The 14,029-nt window shown below is 65.1% G+C and carries 18 protein-coding genes; 3 read left to right on the top strand and 15 right to left on the bottom strand.

Annotated features, from left to right (window positions below):
* Positions 1–11: 11 nt before the first annotated feature.
* The 4 genes from QJR12_RS03685 to bluB form a co-directional block, all read right to left on the bottom strand.
* Positions 12–923: an amidohydrolase family protein gene (locus QJR12_RS03685; RefSeq protein WP_300576346.1), complete on the bottom strand. Its 912-nt coding sequence runs from the start codon at positions 921–923 to the stop codon at positions 12–14.
* Between the two features lie 253 nt (positions 924–1,176).
* Positions 1,177–1,974, bottom strand: coding sequence for a Stf0 family sulfotransferase (locus QJR12_RS03690; protein ID WP_300576348.1), 798 nt, complete (start codon positions 1,972–1,974; stop codon positions 1,177–1,179).
* Positions 1,975–2,039: 65 nt separating this feature from the next.
* Entirely contained in the window at positions 2,040–3,428 is a 1,389-nt protein-coding gene (locus QJR12_RS03695; RefSeq protein WP_300576350.1) for a sulfatase, read from the bottom strand.
* A 137-nt stretch (positions 3,429–3,565) separates the two neighbouring features.
* Positions 3,566–4,261 carry a 5,6-dimethylbenzimidazole synthase gene (gene bluB, locus QJR12_RS03700; RefSeq protein WP_300576353.1) on the bottom strand — a complete coding sequence of 232 codons (696 nt, stop codon included), beginning with the start codon at positions 4,259–4,261 and terminating at the stop codon, positions 3,566–3,568.
* Between the two features lie 207 nt (positions 4,262–4,468).
* Here bluB and QJR12_RS03705 point away from each other — a divergent pair, with 207 nt between their 5' ends.
* A complete protein-coding gene (locus QJR12_RS03705; protein ID WP_300576356.1) occupies positions 4,469–4,837 on the top strand; it encodes a GerW family sporulation protein in 369 nt (122 codons plus the stop codon).
* Positions 4,838–4,954: 117 nt separating this feature from the next.
* Here the strand turns inward: QJR12_RS03705 and QJR12_RS03710 are convergent, their stop codons facing one another.
* From QJR12_RS03710 to QJR12_RS03720, 3 genes are all read right to left on the bottom strand, one after another.
* Positions 4,955–5,914 carry a hypothetical protein gene (locus QJR12_RS03710; protein ID WP_300576358.1) on the bottom strand — a complete coding sequence of 320 codons (960 nt, stop codon included), beginning with the start codon at positions 5,912–5,914 and terminating at the stop codon, positions 4,955–4,957.
* Positions 5,915–6,149: 235 nt separating this feature from the next.
* The gene (locus QJR12_RS03715; protein WP_300576361.1) at positions 6,150–6,722 is read right to left on the bottom strand and encodes a hypothetical protein; all 573 of its coding nucleotides are present in this window, start codon (positions 6,720–6,722) and stop codon (positions 6,150–6,152) included.
* A complete protein-coding gene (locus QJR12_RS03720; protein ID WP_300576363.1) occupies positions 6,719–7,456 on the bottom strand; it encodes a DUF5631 domain-containing protein in 738 nt (245 codons plus the stop codon). Before QJR12_RS03720 ends, QJR12_RS03715 begins: the two co-directional genes overlap by 4 nt.
* 864 nt (positions 7,457–8,320) lie before the next feature.
* On the opposite strand from QJR12_RS03720, the gene QJR12_RS03725 reads away from it, so the two are divergent.
* A complete protein-coding gene (locus QJR12_RS03725) occupies positions 8,321–8,587 on the top strand; it encodes a hypothetical protein (RefSeq protein WP_300576366.1) in 267 nt (88 codons plus the stop codon).
* Positions 8,588–8,671: 84 nt separating this feature from the next.
* Positions 8,672–8,869: a hypothetical protein gene (locus tag QJR12_RS03730; RefSeq protein WP_300576368.1), complete on the top strand. Its 198-nt coding sequence runs from the start codon at positions 8,672–8,674 to the stop codon at positions 8,867–8,869.
* Positions 8,870–8,898: 29 nt separating this feature from the next.
* On the opposite strand, the gene QJR12_RS03735 is transcribed toward QJR12_RS03730, so the two are convergent.
* The 8 genes from QJR12_RS03735 to QJR12_RS03770 all read right to left on the bottom strand — a co-directional run bounded on the left by QJR12_RS03735 (position 8,899) and on the right by QJR12_RS03770 (position 13,991).
* The gene (locus QJR12_RS03735) at positions 8,899–9,348 is read right to left on the bottom strand and encodes a hypothetical protein (protein WP_300576371.1); all 450 of its coding nucleotides are present in this window, start codon (positions 9,346–9,348) and stop codon (positions 8,899–8,901) included.
* An 822-nt stretch (positions 9,349–10,170) separates the two neighbouring features.
* Positions 10,171–10,614, bottom strand: coding sequence for a hypothetical protein (locus QJR12_RS03740; protein WP_300576373.1), 444 nt, complete (start codon positions 10,612–10,614; stop codon positions 10,171–10,173).
* A gap of 116 nt (positions 10,615–10,730) precedes the next feature.
* Positions 10,731–10,913 (bottom strand): hypothetical protein, encoded by a 183-nt coding sequence (locus QJR12_RS03745; protein ID WP_300576375.1) that lies wholly within the window; start codon positions 10,911–10,913, stop codon positions 10,731–10,733.
* A gap of 128 nt (positions 10,914–11,041) precedes the next feature.
* Positions 11,042–11,455 (bottom strand): hypothetical protein, encoded by a 414-nt coding sequence (locus QJR12_RS03750; protein ID WP_300576378.1) that lies wholly within the window; start codon positions 11,453–11,455, stop codon positions 11,042–11,044.
* A gap of 139 nt (positions 11,456–11,594) precedes the next feature.
* A complete protein-coding gene (locus QJR12_RS03755; protein ID WP_300576381.1) occupies positions 11,595–13,019 on the bottom strand; it encodes an alpha/beta hydrolase in 1,425 nt (474 codons plus the stop codon).
* Positions 13,016–13,450 (bottom strand): hypothetical protein, encoded by a 435-nt coding sequence (locus tag QJR12_RS03760; protein ID WP_300576383.1) that lies wholly within the window; start codon positions 13,448–13,450, stop codon positions 13,016–13,018. Before QJR12_RS03760 ends, QJR12_RS03755 begins: the two co-directional genes overlap by 4 nt.
* A complete protein-coding gene (locus QJR12_RS03765) occupies positions 13,447–13,746 on the bottom strand; it encodes a DUF2563 family protein (RefSeq protein WP_300576577.1) in 300 nt (99 codons plus the stop codon). Before QJR12_RS03765 ends, QJR12_RS03760 begins: the two co-directional genes overlap by 4 nt.
* 11 nt (positions 13,747–13,757) lie before the next feature.
* Positions 13,758–13,991: a hypothetical protein gene (locus QJR12_RS03770; RefSeq protein WP_300576386.1), complete on the bottom strand. Its 234-nt coding sequence runs from the start codon at positions 13,989–13,991 to the stop codon at positions 13,758–13,760.
* Positions 13,992–14,029: the final 38 nt, after the last annotated feature.

Raw genomic sequence — 14,029 nt, forward strand, 5'->3', positions numbered from 1 at the left:
AGCGGCACGGGCTACGAGCGGGCCGGCGTCCGGCCGTTAGCGGCGTCGTCCGGCGGATAGAGCAAACCGGCCGCGTTGTGGTAGAACACCGCGCGCAGCCAGTCTGCACCGAGATCCAGCCGGACGATCGACTGCAAAGCCTCCAGATAGCCGTAGGGGATGTTGGGGAAATCGCTGCCGAACAAGATGCGGTCACTCAGCCTCTGCAGCCGAGACAACTCGGATCGCGGAAACGGCATGGTTTCCTCGACGAACGAGGTGAACGCCATCGTGGTGTCCAGCCGCACCTCGGGGGAATTCTGACAGATGTCGAGGAATTCGGTGTACTCCGGCATTCCCATGTGCGCGATGATCAGCCGTAGCCGCGGGTACCGCCGCAGCAGCTGACGGATGGGGCCTGGGCCGGTGTATTTCCCTGGCGCCGGGCCCGATCCGCAGTGAATGACGACGGGCAGGCGGGCATCTTCGATCGCACCCCAAACCCCGTTCAGCAGCGGGTCGTTGGGATCGTAGCGGCCTACTTGGAGGTGCGCCTTGAACACCCGAACCCCATCGCGAATCGCGGCCTCCACATAGCCGCGGGCTTCCGGTTCGGGATAAAACGTCGCAGTGGGTAAGCAGTCCGGCGTGGATCGGGCGAATCGCGCGGCCCACTGGTTGAGCCACACCGCCATCTGTGGCTTATGCGGATAGACCAGCGCGGTGAATCCGCGAACACCGAACCTCCGGAGTATCTGCAGACGCCGCAACTCGCTGGTGCGATAGGTAATCGGCCATTGCCTGCCCACCAGCGGGCCGGCCGAGTCGAAGTAGGCCCACACCTTGTCCAGCACCGACTGCGGCATGAAATGGGTGTGCACGTCGATGAGGCCGGGAAGACCGAGCGCAGACCAGACTTGCCGTACCGCCAGGGTCTCATCCACCGTGCCCACTGTCATACGCTTCGCTTCCGTCTCATCCCGGCACCCGGCTGCCGGTGCGCACCGATCATCGTCGCCCTCGCTGACTCGCTGAGGAAGCATCAGGCAATACGGTTTGTCTATATCAGCCGGCCCGGATGGCGGCGAGGGAGGCACCCACGTGCGATGCCTGCCTCGACCGCGAGGGTGCATCTACCGACACTGCTACTCGGGAAACGTGTCGCTACTGGCACTCTCGCGGTGAGTCTTCATCGGGTCATTGGGGGAGTCCCAGTCGCTGCGCCTCTTCCCGGTAGCGGTCCACCCACTCGTCGGATCGCTGGTCGGCCTGGCGTTCCAGCACGGGTGGCGGAGCCAGCCGCGGATCCAGGCCGAGGGCCTGCAGAATACTGCCGACTATCGCGGTCAGGTTGCGCCACAGCACCGGGTACGCGACGTCGATGGGGGTGATGTTCTCTTCCGCAAACCAGGTACGCCACCCGTTTTCCTGCTCACGCAAAATCCTGACGATGTGGGCGATGGCGCCGGCGTGGTAAACGGCCCGCGAGTCACGTTCGGGATCGGGGCGTCCCCGCCAGACCTGGGTCTGCACCGCGCGCCAGAACGACACCGCCTGTGAGACCACGTCCGGCCGGTAGACGTGCACGAAAACCGGTTCGCTTCCGATCACATCACGAATCGCGGCCCGTAAACCGGAACCGGAGCGGTCCGGCAGCTGTGCGGCCCGCTGCTGCAGCAGCGGGGTCTGATTCCACATCAGTTTGCCGCCCCAGACGCCGTTGGGTGTGCGACCGGAGCTGCGGATGTGGTCACGCCAGGCTACCGGTGTCGCGGTGTCCGGGGTACCGGGCTGTAGCGGATCGAGTAACTTCAAGATCGACTCGTCTTCCACTCCGGCAAACCAGTCCCGCGGCTGCGGCGCCATGCCGGTGCTCGGCAGGTATTGGAAGAACTCCTGGGGCTCGCCGGCGCACCCCGTCGCCCGCAGCGATTCCACCAGCAGGGTGCTGCCGCTGCGCTGGGTGGCAAGGACCAGGTATGACGGTGCGCTCACGCGCTGAGCGTAACTGGGCTTCGGCGTGCGCGGGTCCGCACGAATTACGTTCACGCTGAACTCAACTATTGCTCGGTCTGCTGCGTCGTATCCTCGATGCCCCGGTCCGCGGCGATCGCGGACCGGGCGGCTGGCGCCTTACGATGAATCTGCACATACGTTTCGGTGTAGCGCTCCGCGATGCGGGTACCCGCGAATTCCGACGGGATGACGTCGCCGGTCTGCTCGCGCCAGTGGTGCAGCCTGGCGGCCAGCTCACCGGCGAGCTCATCGACGTGTCCGGCGTCGTCACCGAGCAGCAAATTGTTGAGTTCGCCCGGATCCGCCCGCAGATCGTAGAGCTCACGTTCGGGGCGCGGCGCCGCTGCCGACGACGCGACGGCTTGCCCGGAGGGGCTGTCGCGGATATCCCACGGCAAATCCAACAGCGGCCGGTGCGCGTAATTTTCGATGTAGCTGTAGTCCTTGGTGCGAATCGCCCGAATGGGATCAAACGAGTCGTGGTAAGTCTTTGTGGTGTACACGTGCTCACGCACCGGGGCCGTCGCCGTGCCCAGCAGATTGTCCGCGTGCGAGACGCCCTCAACGTCGGCGGGCACGTCGACACCGAGCAGGCCCAACAGCGTTGGTAGCAAATCCACTCCGCTGAACAACTCGTCATAGATACGAGGGGCTATCGCCAGCCGGGCGGGCGGGCGGATGATCATCGCGATGCCGGTTCCGGCGTCATATAGCGTGGATTTCGCGCGTGGGAAGGCCGGGCCGTGGTCGGTGACGAACACCACCCAGGTGTTGGCGTCCAGTCCGGTGTCGGCCAACGTGTCCAGCAACCGGCCGACCGCGGCGTCTGCCGTCGCGATAGCTCCGTAGAAGTCGGCCAGGTCTTGGCGCACCTCGGCGGTGTCGGGCAGGTAATCAGGTGGCGTTACCGCGGCGGGGTCGGCCGGTTGGTAACGCTCGCGCGGATAGGGCCGGTGTGCTTCGAAGAACCCGGTCGTCAACAGGAACTTCTGGCCCGTGCGGATCGGGGTGCCCTCCCGCAGCCATTCTCGGGCCCGGCCGACGACGTACTCGCAGTACGAGTTCGAGACATCGAACTCGTCGAAACCCAGCCGTTTCGGGTATGAGGTTTCGTGCTGCATACCGAAAAGCGCTGAATACCAGCCGTATTCGGAGAGAATCTGGGGAAGTGTGCGTACGCCCGGGCGATATTCCCAGCCGTGATGGGCCAGGCCGATCAGACCGTTGCTTTGCGGGTAGCGGCCGGTGAACAGTGATCCCCGCGACGGCGAGCACAGCGGGGCGGTGGCGTGCGCTCTGGTGAACAGGATGCCCTCGGCGGCCAGCCGGTCCAGTCGCGGGCTTGACACGCCCGCGTGGCCGTAGGCACCCAGGTGGCGTCCCAGGTCGTGCCAGTGCACGAGCAGGATGTTGTCGTCGCGCCGGTCCGTCACGGTGTTCTCACCTGTCACCCTCTCGGTTACGCTTCGACCGGCGACGATACCGCGCGCGGTTACCGCCGGGTTGAGGAGCCGTCGTCAGGCTCGACTGCCCGGCGTGGCAACCGCGACGCCTAGGGATAACCCGGCAACTACGGACGCCCCCACCGATTCGGGCTGAGAGGCCCAGTCGATTGGCGCGGCACGCCCCACCTGTTCTCGCAGACGAATTCGTCGAGGGGTCGCGCGAAGGCCCAACCATCCAATTCCAGCGCCGGCCGATCCGGAAAGTCGGGCACCGGGCCCAGGCACAGGATGGCCACCGGCTCGGCATCGGAGGGCATCGCCAGCAAGGCCGCCAGGCGTTGCGGATCGAATAGCGACACCCAGCCCATGCCGAGACCTTCCGACCGAGCCGCCAGCCATAAGTTCTGGATCGCGCACGACACCGACGCAAGATCCATCTGCGGCAGGGTGCGCCGACCGAAAACGTAAGCATCCCGGCCATCGCACAGCGCAACCACCAGCAGCTCAGCACACTCAAGAATGCCCTCGACCTTCAGCGCCAGAAATTCCTGGGCCCGTGGTCCCAGCGCTTGGGCGGTGAGCAGACGCTCCTCGTCGACAAGTGCGTGGATGCGCCGACGCAGCGCCGCGTCGGTGATGCGGATGAACCGCCACGGCTGCATCAGACCCACGCTGGGCGCGGCGTGCGCGGCTTGCAGCAAGCGCGCCAGCACATCCTCGGGTACCGCACCGCCGGGGGTGAACCGGCGCATGTCCCGGCGCTCGGAGATCACCCGATACACGGCCTGCCGCTCCTGCACGCTGAACGCGTGATCGGTCATGCGGCCATCGTAAGAGCTGCAACGAGTTCAGCCGGGCGCCGGCGTGCGCCGCGATCTACCGTTCGGTGTCGCGCATTTATGCTCCAAGACATCCGATGCGGAAACTCGGTGGGAAGCTGAGCTGAGTACAGGCGAAGCCCGGGGCGTCCTCGGCGCACCGGGTTGGTCGCCTCGATCGCACAGAACTCGCGAAACAGGAGTTGTCCCATGAAGTTTCCCGATGCCCTCGAGCAGCTGCCCACCGACGGTGTGGTCAGGCGTGTGTATGGGGAGCCGTACCAGACCGCCGACGGAGCCACCGTGATCCCGGTTGCCCGGATCCGTGGGGGCGGCGTGAGGCATCGTCCCGACGATGCCGCGAACGGCTCCGGATCTGGCTTCACCGCCGCGCCGGTCGGCGTGTTCGTCGTCCACGGCGATCATGCGTCCTGGGTGCCGGCGGTCGACGTCAACCGGATCGCGCTGCTCGGCGTGGTCACCGGCCTGCTATCGGCGGTGATCGCCAGCCTCGCGGTGCTGCGCCGCCCACCCTGGCCGGAGATCGTGCTTCGGCGTTCGATCGGATTCGGCGATTGAGCCGCGCGCCCGTGGTGCGTCCCTGAGCACGCCGACCATCTTCGGTAGCGTCGACGGCGTCGCCAGCACCCGCCGGGCGACCGGCCCATGCCGGTTAGCGAAGCTTAAGCGCCGCACTTAGCGGTCGGGGTCGGTCTCCGCGTCGGGCCTGGGGTCCGGCGCAATGATGCGCCGGGTGGCAATCGGCTTGCCCTGCAAACGTTTCGTCACCTCCGGTGCGACCGGCGGCGCGGTGATACGGCCCTGTACCGGCGCACCGTTCTTCACCGACGGCGGGACGACGCGCTTGGTGTCGGCCTTGGCGTCGCTACCCGGCCCGTCAGGCCCGTGCATGGCGCCTGGTGGCACCATCGGCATCCCGGCGATTCCACCCCTCGGTCCTGCTGTCGGCTCCGGCGCGCTGGGCGGCAGCGGCGGGGTGGTCGACGAGGACATTGGGACGGTTCCGGCCGAGGGAGTTGGCGGCGGACCGAGCATCGAGGCCGGTGCCGTGCCCTCGAGGGCAGCGCCGCCGGCGGCACCGGCGGCGCCAGCAAGTCCGGCGGCGTCGCCGAGTCCGCCCGCGGCGCCGAGCAGATCGTCAGGCACAGACTCGGCGGCGGCCGCACCGCCACCAGCGCCCTGCTGAAGCGCGCCCATGCCCATTTGCATGGCTTGCTGGCCCACCTGGGCGACCTGCTGCGGGATCTGATTCAGGGGATTCATCAGACCGCCGAGGGCGCCCGTGACTGATTGGGCCACACCGGTGGCCATCTGCGGCAGCTGCTGGGCCATCTGAAGCATCTGATTCGGATCGCCGACACCGGCAAGCTTCGCTGCCGACTCTTCCTCATTGGCAGGGAATTTCGTCATCGCATCGGCAAGGGCGGCCTCACGTTCGGCGTGTCCGGCCTGCGCGGCGGCGTTGTCGGCCGCGTCGCCGCCGTTGGCGGCGGCGGCCACCGCCGCCAGCAACGCGTCGAAAAACGAGTTCACCGGGACCACTGGATCGGGCGTGATCGGTGGCGGTGGGACGTTCAACCCATGCGCGGCAAGCCATTTCTCAAGCTCGAAAAGTAGCTCATCGCCGTTGCTCATCGGGTCACTCCTCCCGCCATTGGCCGCCCCAATGCTTGAAACCCGGCGAACTGGTAGGTTGCCCGAGCCCTGTCGCCTTCGGTCGCGAGCAGCCCGCCGGCGTCGAGACTGTCGAGATATGAGTAAACCACGTGTTCACAATCCGTGGCGACACATGCGCCCAGCGCGATACCCGGATCGGCCGATCCCCGGCCCTCAGGCCGCTCCCGCACCACACGGTTGGTTGGTGGCGCATTCAGTACGGGGGGACGGTGGTGTCGAGGTTGTGGGAGGCGAGAAAGTCGGCGACGAGTGTTTTGGGGCCGTATTCGTCGAGGACGCGCTGGGTCATAGCGTTGATTTCATCGACCACGGCGGCAACGTTGTTGAGTATGTCGATGCGGTCGGCTGCGGCTTGGCGCAGACTCGCTGTGGCAGCCGCACGTTGCCACATCTCGTTGTTGAGCGTCGACAGCAGCTCACGAATACGCCGGTGGCCTTGGCCGGCTGTGGTGTTGAAGTCCGCAAAGCGGTCGGCTTTCATTGCCGCCCATTCGATCTCGCTGTGCAAGCGCTCAATGAATGCCGGGTCTATAGTTCCGCCCTGGGTCTTTAGGCGGGCGATCTCGGCGGCGTAGAGTCCGTGGCGGCGCTGCCAGGCGGCGAGGTTGTCGGCGTATAGAGCGTCCGTGATCTTGTTGACGGCCAGGGCGTAGCCAGCGGCGGCCCGACACTGGGGCGCCTGCCCGCGAGGAAGCTCGTCGCGTTCCATAGGGGGTGGTCGCTCATCGGTGGCGGCGGCGTGCCGCAGCCAATCCAGGTCGCTCATTGGCGGCGTGCCGCCGTGGCGGTGCATGCCAAAAACCATGCCAGGTGGTAGTTGGCGCCGCCCTCGTCACCGGCAACTAACGCGTCGATGGCGGCCAGTAGCTGCCAGTTGCCGAGCTCGTTCTGATCGACACGATCCGGATAGCCGTCAAGGACGCGGGCAGCCATCTCGCTCAGATGTTTGCGCAGCTCGTCGACTTCGGAGTCGAGCACTCCGGTGCCCCTGGATGCGGCAATGGCCAGGGTGTGGGCGATGCGGGGCAGCCCGTCACGCCAGTGGGTGGCCCGGTTGAGCTGCCAGCCCAGCTCGTCGATTTGCGGTGCCCGCCGGGGCCGCGGCGAGGTCGGCACCGGCTCGTCTTCCTCGCCGGGCAGGTAATGAAACGGGGTGTAGCTCGCGACAACCCTGACCTCGCCCAGCAGCCCCACCAGGTCGCTGCGCCGGCGCGCGGGTTCTAGCAGCGTGACGGCGGTGGGCAGATCGATACCGGGCGGAATCCAGCCGCTGGCCAGGTCGGTCACCAGCACGGTGGTGTCATCGGGGCGATCACCGGCCGCCCACGCCAACCCCGGCTGCTGGCGGGCCACGGCGTCAACTAGCCGCTGCAGCCGCGCCCGCGCCGCAGCATCGGCGGAGACCGCCCCGGCAAAGCCACCCCCAGCGGTGGCCATGGCAGCCTGCGCGCCGATGCCCGGGGGTGACTGCGACGGCGTCAAGGGCGGTGTTTGACGCACCAGCGCAGGTTGTCCCACGCCGGCCTGGCCTGGTCCCGGATGTGCTGGTGCCGAGGCCGGGGCCCCCGACGGCGGTGGCGGGCTCAGTGGCGCCGATGGGCTCGAGCCCGCCGAGACTGGAGGCCGAAGATCGGCCCCGTAAGCCGGCAGTGGACCCGACGGCGGGGATGCCGGTGCCACCGTTGCGGGCGCTGCCGGTCCGGCGACCACAGGCGACGGCGACGGCGATTGCGTGGCAGCTGCATGTTCAATCGGCGCAGGCGTGTCGAACGCGGGCGCGTGCACCACCGCCCCCGGCCCCGCCATCGGGGTTGTTGGCGCGCTGGGCGGCACCTGCGGCTCGGCCGGCGACACCTGGGTCATCGGCGACGACGGAATCGCATCCGCACCTAACGGCACCGGTGTGCCTGCCTGCAGTCCCTGGCTAAAACTCTGCATCAAACTGGCCGGAGTCAAACCCTGTGCGCCCTGTGCCGGGCCCGCGGCCCCCGCCAACGGAGCTGCGGGCAGCGACGTTGGGGCATTCGGCAGCGACGGAGCACTCGGTAAGGAGGGCGCGGCCGGGGCGGCGAACGATGCTGCAGGAGCCGACCTCGGCGCCGGTGACGGTATCGGGGCTTGTCCGGGCTGTGCGAAAAATGCGCCAGAGGCGCGTGTAACGTCACCGGATCCCGAGGCGGCCGGCTGCGCGATGGGAAGTGGCGATTGTCCTGGTTGTGACAGATACGTGCCAGGAGTGCCTGTCGTTTCACCCGGCGCCGAAGAGGGCAGCTGCACGACCGGGGGTGGTGATTGTCCTAGCTGTGCCCAATATTTATTAGTGGTGTCTGTCGATGAACCAGGCGTATCGAGTATCCCTCGGACTTGCTGCTCGATGGCCTTTTCGTCGGGCTGTGGATACAAGCCGCGGGCGTTGCTGAACTCGTAGGCCGACTGGCCAGTTCCCTCCTCATCGAGGACACGCTGTGTGGCGTCGATTATGTTGGCGCCATACTTGGCTGCGCTTTGGTTGGCTTGCCGTTGACAGTCGGCGATCACGCCGACAATTTTGCTGAGTTTGGTCGCTGCGGGCTCTTTCGACTCCTGGATGTCGTCGATCTGCTTATTGCCCTGCCTCGCCAGTTCACGTAGTTCGGATTGGAGGCTCTCGGCATTGTTGCGTGCGGTGTTGTACGTGTCTTTCTTGACGCCGTTCTTTGTGGCCACCCTGCGAGCGTGGTCCTCACCCTGGTGAAGCTTCTCGCGCATATCGTCGGCGGTCCTGCCCTCTTGGTCGGGGAGCGCACCGGTACGGGCGGCGAACAAGTTGTCCGCAAGATTGTTGTATCCGGTTTCGATGGTGCCGCGATTATTCGCACCGATGTCCATGGCCGCCACCGCTGTGTCGTAAGGCCATTGATGACCGACAAGTAACAGATCCCATTTACCCTCGGGGAAATCGCTCATTTGCACAGCCGTTCGATCGTCAACGTCGCCTCGTCTGAATTACGCAACACCGAATCTTGTTCGGAATGACTAACATCAGATATGAAATTCAGCGCGAGGATTTGGTACAGCTTGGCGAGCTTTCGAATCCCCTGCGCAAGATCAGGCGGGGTTGCCGGTTCTTCAGCCAACGTCGTCAAAAGGTACTCGGAGCCCGTCGTGAGTGCTTCCCACCCCCCCTCAGCAACAACCTGTTTTGCGACCTGGTCTTCGCCAAAATTTCGGGCTCCAGCCACGACCAACGCGTGGTGCGCTTTGTCAAACGCAGCGCAAACGCTTGCCTTGGCCTCGCCGACTTGCTGATCGGTGTAGATGGGCGCGGGCGAGGCGGGGAGAGGTTTGTTGTCCGGAAGCGGCCGAAACCAGCCGCCGATCGCGACGCCGCCGATCACTATGAGCGCTGTCACGAGCAGGGTCCGCGGTAGCCACCGCCATGTCCGCTTCGGCGCTGGCGGCATTGTCGGCGGCCACGGCGGAGAGGCTGTGGGCGGCCCCGGAGGCGGCGGGAAAGGCAACTGCGACATGGGCTTGATCGTATCGCTCTCTAGCAATCACGGTAGTCATCCTTCGGGCACGGCCCGCACCGATCGGCGCCAGTAACACCGGTGAAATGGTCGGCTTTATCGTGGCATGGGATGGCGCAATCGCCGTCCCGTCGGACGACGACGAAGCTGAAACAGCCCAGCGCGTGCTGGGCAGACGGCGCAAAACCCATTGGTGCCGCGCGACGCATCCGAGACCCTGCTTACCGGTAATTTCATACACGCACATCCTCACCATCAATATCCATGCAATATCAGTGCGCAGGCGTGCTCATCCTCAGCGCTGGGCAACAAATGATCGGCCGTCGCATTCTGGGATGTGGGGTGGAGCTGGTCAGGGCCTGTCGCCTCATGTCAAGATGCGCGCGAAGTCCGATTCGCTGACTCATCCGAAGATACGCGCGTATCGATGGTCGCTTTGGTCTTGGGTGCGGCCTTGCTGGTGGTGATGGTGAGCAGCTCCGTGGTCCGGACCTGGATCTGGCGCTGCACGGTGGCGGGTTGATGCTCGCGTAGGTGTTAGAGAGGATCGCCTTGTCTTCATCGAAGACCGCCTGATGGCGCTCGGCGCGGCGGTGCGCGATCGTGGCGGTGTCGTATTTTCTTGGACACTTTGGCGCCGTTGCGGACGTTGGAGACGAGTTTTTGCTGCGGGTAGAAGTAGTTGGTCAGCAATGACTGCAACGCCTATATCTTGTTGAGCAACAACACTTCTGCCTTGGTATCGTAACGATGGTAGCCGACTACGATGGGCACGACCGCCCAGTTCTTCTGTTCCCCGCAGCAGCCGTCGTCTTTGCTGCCCGACCGCGAGCGGGTGAAGGTGATCTGGCGCTGCTCACACCACGCCAGCAGGTGCTCACACCACGCCAGCAGGTGCTCACACCACGCCAGCAGGTGGTAATTGAAGAACTCCGATCTGCAGTCGCTGTCCACACCCAGGATCGGGAAGGGCATGATCTTGGCGATATCGTCCAGCGGGGCCAGTACCCATTTGCGGGCCTTGTTGGGCGCGCTGCGGTTCTCGGTCCAGCCGGGGGCGATGTCGGTGACGGTCAGCGTGTAGGCGTGCTCACCAGCGGCGTTGCCGCCCTCATGGCCGACCAGGTCGATCTCAACGAACCCGGGCACCGCGTCGTCCCTATCGGCCCAGGCGCGGTCGGGATCTGGCTTTTGAGCAGCGAGCCCGGTTGGTGTGGCTGCGGCCCTTAAGCTCATGCTTCTTGCGCTCGGACGCCAGGCGGCGATCAATGGTGGCCGCCGACATGCCCGTCCGCAGCGCGGGCGGTGTCGTCGTCGATGTCGAACTCCTCGCAACGACGCAGCCGCTCCACCAGCTCCCCCAGTATCGGCGCCAGCCGCTTGTCGGCGGGCATGCTCAGCACCGCCCAGCAGAACACCAGCACCGCGATGACGTTCGGACCATACATGAGGCAACGAAGGAAGCTACGCGCGCATTTTGGGTGAGTCAACGCGGAAGGTGTCGCCAGCTGGGACGACATCTTAAAATACTAGACGGACTCATAATCGGTGTGTTTGGGCGTTTGCGATGCGACCATCATCTCAACTGATCTGGCGGTATCGGCTCGGGTACAGAGTTCTCTTTCGTGGTCATGTCGCGGCACTCCCCGTAGATTGTGATGGTTCCGCCGAAGTTTTGGACTGGTGAGTACGGATTGAAGACCGCGGTCACCCCCTGCTTGGTCACGTTCGGGGAATGACTGTGGAAATCGCCCCCGCCGCTCCAGCCGTGTTGCTTGAGTACGGCCAACATGCGCTGGACCTCGGCCTCCGACTCGTCAAGCGTTGATGCATGTTGGTAACCGAGCCCTACTACACCGCGAAACGGCGCGACCGCCTGGTCGTTGCATGACTCGCGGCTGAAGTTTACATACACACTTTTGAGGCCGAGAAGTTGGATAATTTCGCGGGCGGCGTCGATAACTTGGGCCTTCGATTGCTCTGGGGTCATCGGGTGAACCACTCCTTCGTTCAAATTCCTTACTGTGCTACAGGATTGAACTGCAACGATTATCAAAGCCGCGCTGGCGCATGCCAAGGCTCGGTGACCAAAGATCGCGATTGAGCGCTGAAGGGCTTGCGAGGACTTGCTAATGGTAGTGACCGCCTGTTCCTGGCCGAGTGGCCTCCGGGTCGATGTCGTCGGGCAGCCAGTAGGCGCCGCGGTGGGGTGCCGTCATGTGGTCGAGGGCCAGTGCGTCACCATGACCGGAGGCGATATCGCCGATGCTGAACAACGATTCGTCTCCCGGCGTGAAGTAGGAGCTGTGATCGCTCAATGGCGAAGTCAGGCCGGGGACTTCGGCTTTGAACCGGGTGGAGCCGTAGCCTTCGACGGCCGGGTCGTTGCCCAGCCCGATTGTGACGCCGGTGCCGGGCATGTGTTCTTGGATGCCGCCGAAGTGGGTGATCGGGTCAGACGATGCCGCGCCCACGTACACGTGGCCGCCCGGTGAAAGGTTGAAATCACCTGCGCTGCGAGCCAAATCCGTACCCGGGCAACCGACGAGCACCACATCATTGGTGTGCATCCCGGAGCCGGCGGCGGCGTCGGCCACCGTCGTTGAGCCGTAGGAATGGCCGATTACAGTCACGTGTGAGGGGGAGCCCTCGTGGGTCACACCGAGTGCGTTGACGTCGGTGGCCAGCAAATGGCCCCCGTCTCGTGCCAACGTCGTCTGGCCGATCTGAAGGTCAGTAGGGCTGTCTGGAGCGTGATAGCCCATCCACACCAGCACCGACGTCGCCTTGCTGCGGTCGGCAGCGTTGGCCTCGTTGTACAGATTGCGCCCATCCAGGTGGGAAAGATAGCCGTCGCGGACACTGCTGCCGGTTCCGGGAACCAGCACCGCCGTGTTGTCTGCTTTGTCGGGGTTGCCGATAGCGATGGCTTCGCGGCCTCGCCCACCGAACGCCTCGGGGTCATAGGTATGCAGAAAGACGGGATTTTTGCTGCCATCGGGGTTCGTAGCATCTGTGTTGAGCCCCTTTTGAGTCTGTACCGCGTTGTTGTAGCGAGTGACGGCGGCCGCTGACAGGCCGTATTTGGCGGGGTCGAATAGCACGTTGTCTACCGGCACCCCGTGCTGGTTGGCGAGATCCTGTACCCGGCTGAGGTCGTCGTTCATCACGGCCTCGTTAACCTCGTCGCGGGCGATGACCGGAATGCCGTTGAGGTTTCCCAACTCCGGTGGGTGTTGAGCGATCAGCTGGGTTCTTTGCTCGTTGCTCAACGAGTTCCACCACTTGTTGACATCCTCGGCGCTGGTGTTCGGCGGCGGAACCGGGATGGCCGGGCTGTCCGGTTTGGGCGCCGATCCCGGCGCGTCCCCAGCGTCGACGAGCGCCGGGTCGTACCCATCGGCGCGCAGGGTGGCCTCCACGGACTGCAGGGTGCCCGCGTAGCCAGCCCGCACGTAGATGACCTGCTGCAGGGTTGCCTGCGTGTCGTCGATGGCTTGTTGGTAGAGGCCGTTGATGTGTTCATCAAGGATAGTGCGCTCCGCGGCAGTCACGTAGGGAGAATTCTCTGCGGCGATCGCGTCGTCGAGTTCCGATCGATGAGGTGCAATCGGTTTTCGAGGCTAGCGATGTAGCCCGCGCTGGCGCGTTGCGCCTCGGCCAAACCGGCGGCGATGTTTTCCAAGTCGGCGCCGATCTTGGGCAGCTGTGCGAGCTGCACACCCAGCGACTGGGTAACCAGCTGCACTTCAGCCGAATCGTTGAGCGGATGCTCGCCGTTCTCCCGGTTCCAGGACTGTTCGAACCGCTCCCGCGCCCGCCGGAAGGCCTCGTCGGCATCCGCGGTGGATTCACCCGCGTTATGAAACGCTTGCGCCAGGGCGTTGATGTGCGCGGGCCGGCCATGCTGCAGGGTGGCGTTGACCTGCCAGGGATCCCCGGCCACCACAGCCAGCTTGTCGTGGTCGATGTGCCGGTAGCTCATACCACGTCCCGCAACAGCTTCGTGTTGCGCTCCTCTGTCCCGGTGAAATTCGCCGCCGCGTGATGCGCTTTCTCGCCGATACCGGTGAGGGCCTGGTGATGCGCCACCAGGGTGGTGACGTGGTGGGCGTGCGCGGCGCTCATGGCCGCATGAAACGCCTCGGCGACCGCGAAGTCACCGAACATCCCCGCAAGCAGCGGTGCGCGCGCAAGGTGATGCGCGCCGTCCTGGGCGTGCTTGCCCGCGCGCTGCGAATCGCTGGCTCCCGCGTGCAGCAGTCCGGTGTCCACGAACATGGTGTCCTCACTCACTCACTCGAAACTGCGGTGTCTAGTCCGTGTGCGGCCCAGAATCCTTCGACCGTGATTCCCCACCCCCGGTAACCCGGCCGGCTCTGGGTGATCGCGGTGATGGTGTCCACGGCGGCGCTGACGAGTTCGCGTCTCTCGACCCGCACGGCCGCGAACACGATGTCCGCAAGATCGTTGTATCCGGTTTGAATCGCTGCCCGATTATCCGCACCGATATTTATAGCCTCCACCGCTGTGTCATACGGCCATTGATGACCGACAAGCAACA

Source organism: Mycobacterium sp. (assembly GCF_029961025.1).
In the GTDB taxonomy this organism is placed as follows: Bacteria; Actinomycetota; Actinomycetes; order Mycobacteriales; family Mycobacteriaceae; genus Mycobacterium.

Coding starts and splice junctions, on each gene's coding strand:
- bluB (WP_300576353.1), bottom strand. CDS start 4,261: ATGACCGATCACGCGTTCAGCGTGCAGGAGCGGCAGGCCGTGTATCGG.
- QJR12_RS03705 (WP_300576356.1), top strand. CDS start 4,469: ATGAAGTTTCCCGATGCCCTCGAGCAGCTGCCCACCGACGGTGTGGTC.
- QJR12_RS03710 (WP_300576358.1), bottom strand. CDS start 5,914: ATGAGCAACGGCGATGAGCTACTTTTCGAGCTTGAGAAATGGCTTGCC.
- QJR12_RS03715 (WP_300576361.1), bottom strand. CDS start 6,722: ATGAGCGACCTGGATTGGCTGCGGCACGCCGCCGCCACCGATGAGCGA.
- QJR12_RS03745 (WP_300576375.1), bottom strand. CDS start 10,913: ATGTATGGTCCGAACGTCATCGCGGTGCTGGTGTTCTGCTGGGCGGTG.
- QJR12_RS03750 (WP_300576378.1), bottom strand. CDS start 11,455: ATGACCCCAGAGCAATCGAAGGCCCAAGTTATCGACGCCGCCCGCGAA.
- QJR12_RS03760 (WP_300576383.1), bottom strand. CDS start 13,450: ATGAGCTACCGGCACATCGACCACGACAAGCTGGCTGTGGTGGCCGGG.
- QJR12_RS03765 (WP_300576577.1), bottom strand. CDS start 13,746: ATGTTCGTGGACACCGGACTGCTGCACGCGGGAGCCAGCGATTCGCAG.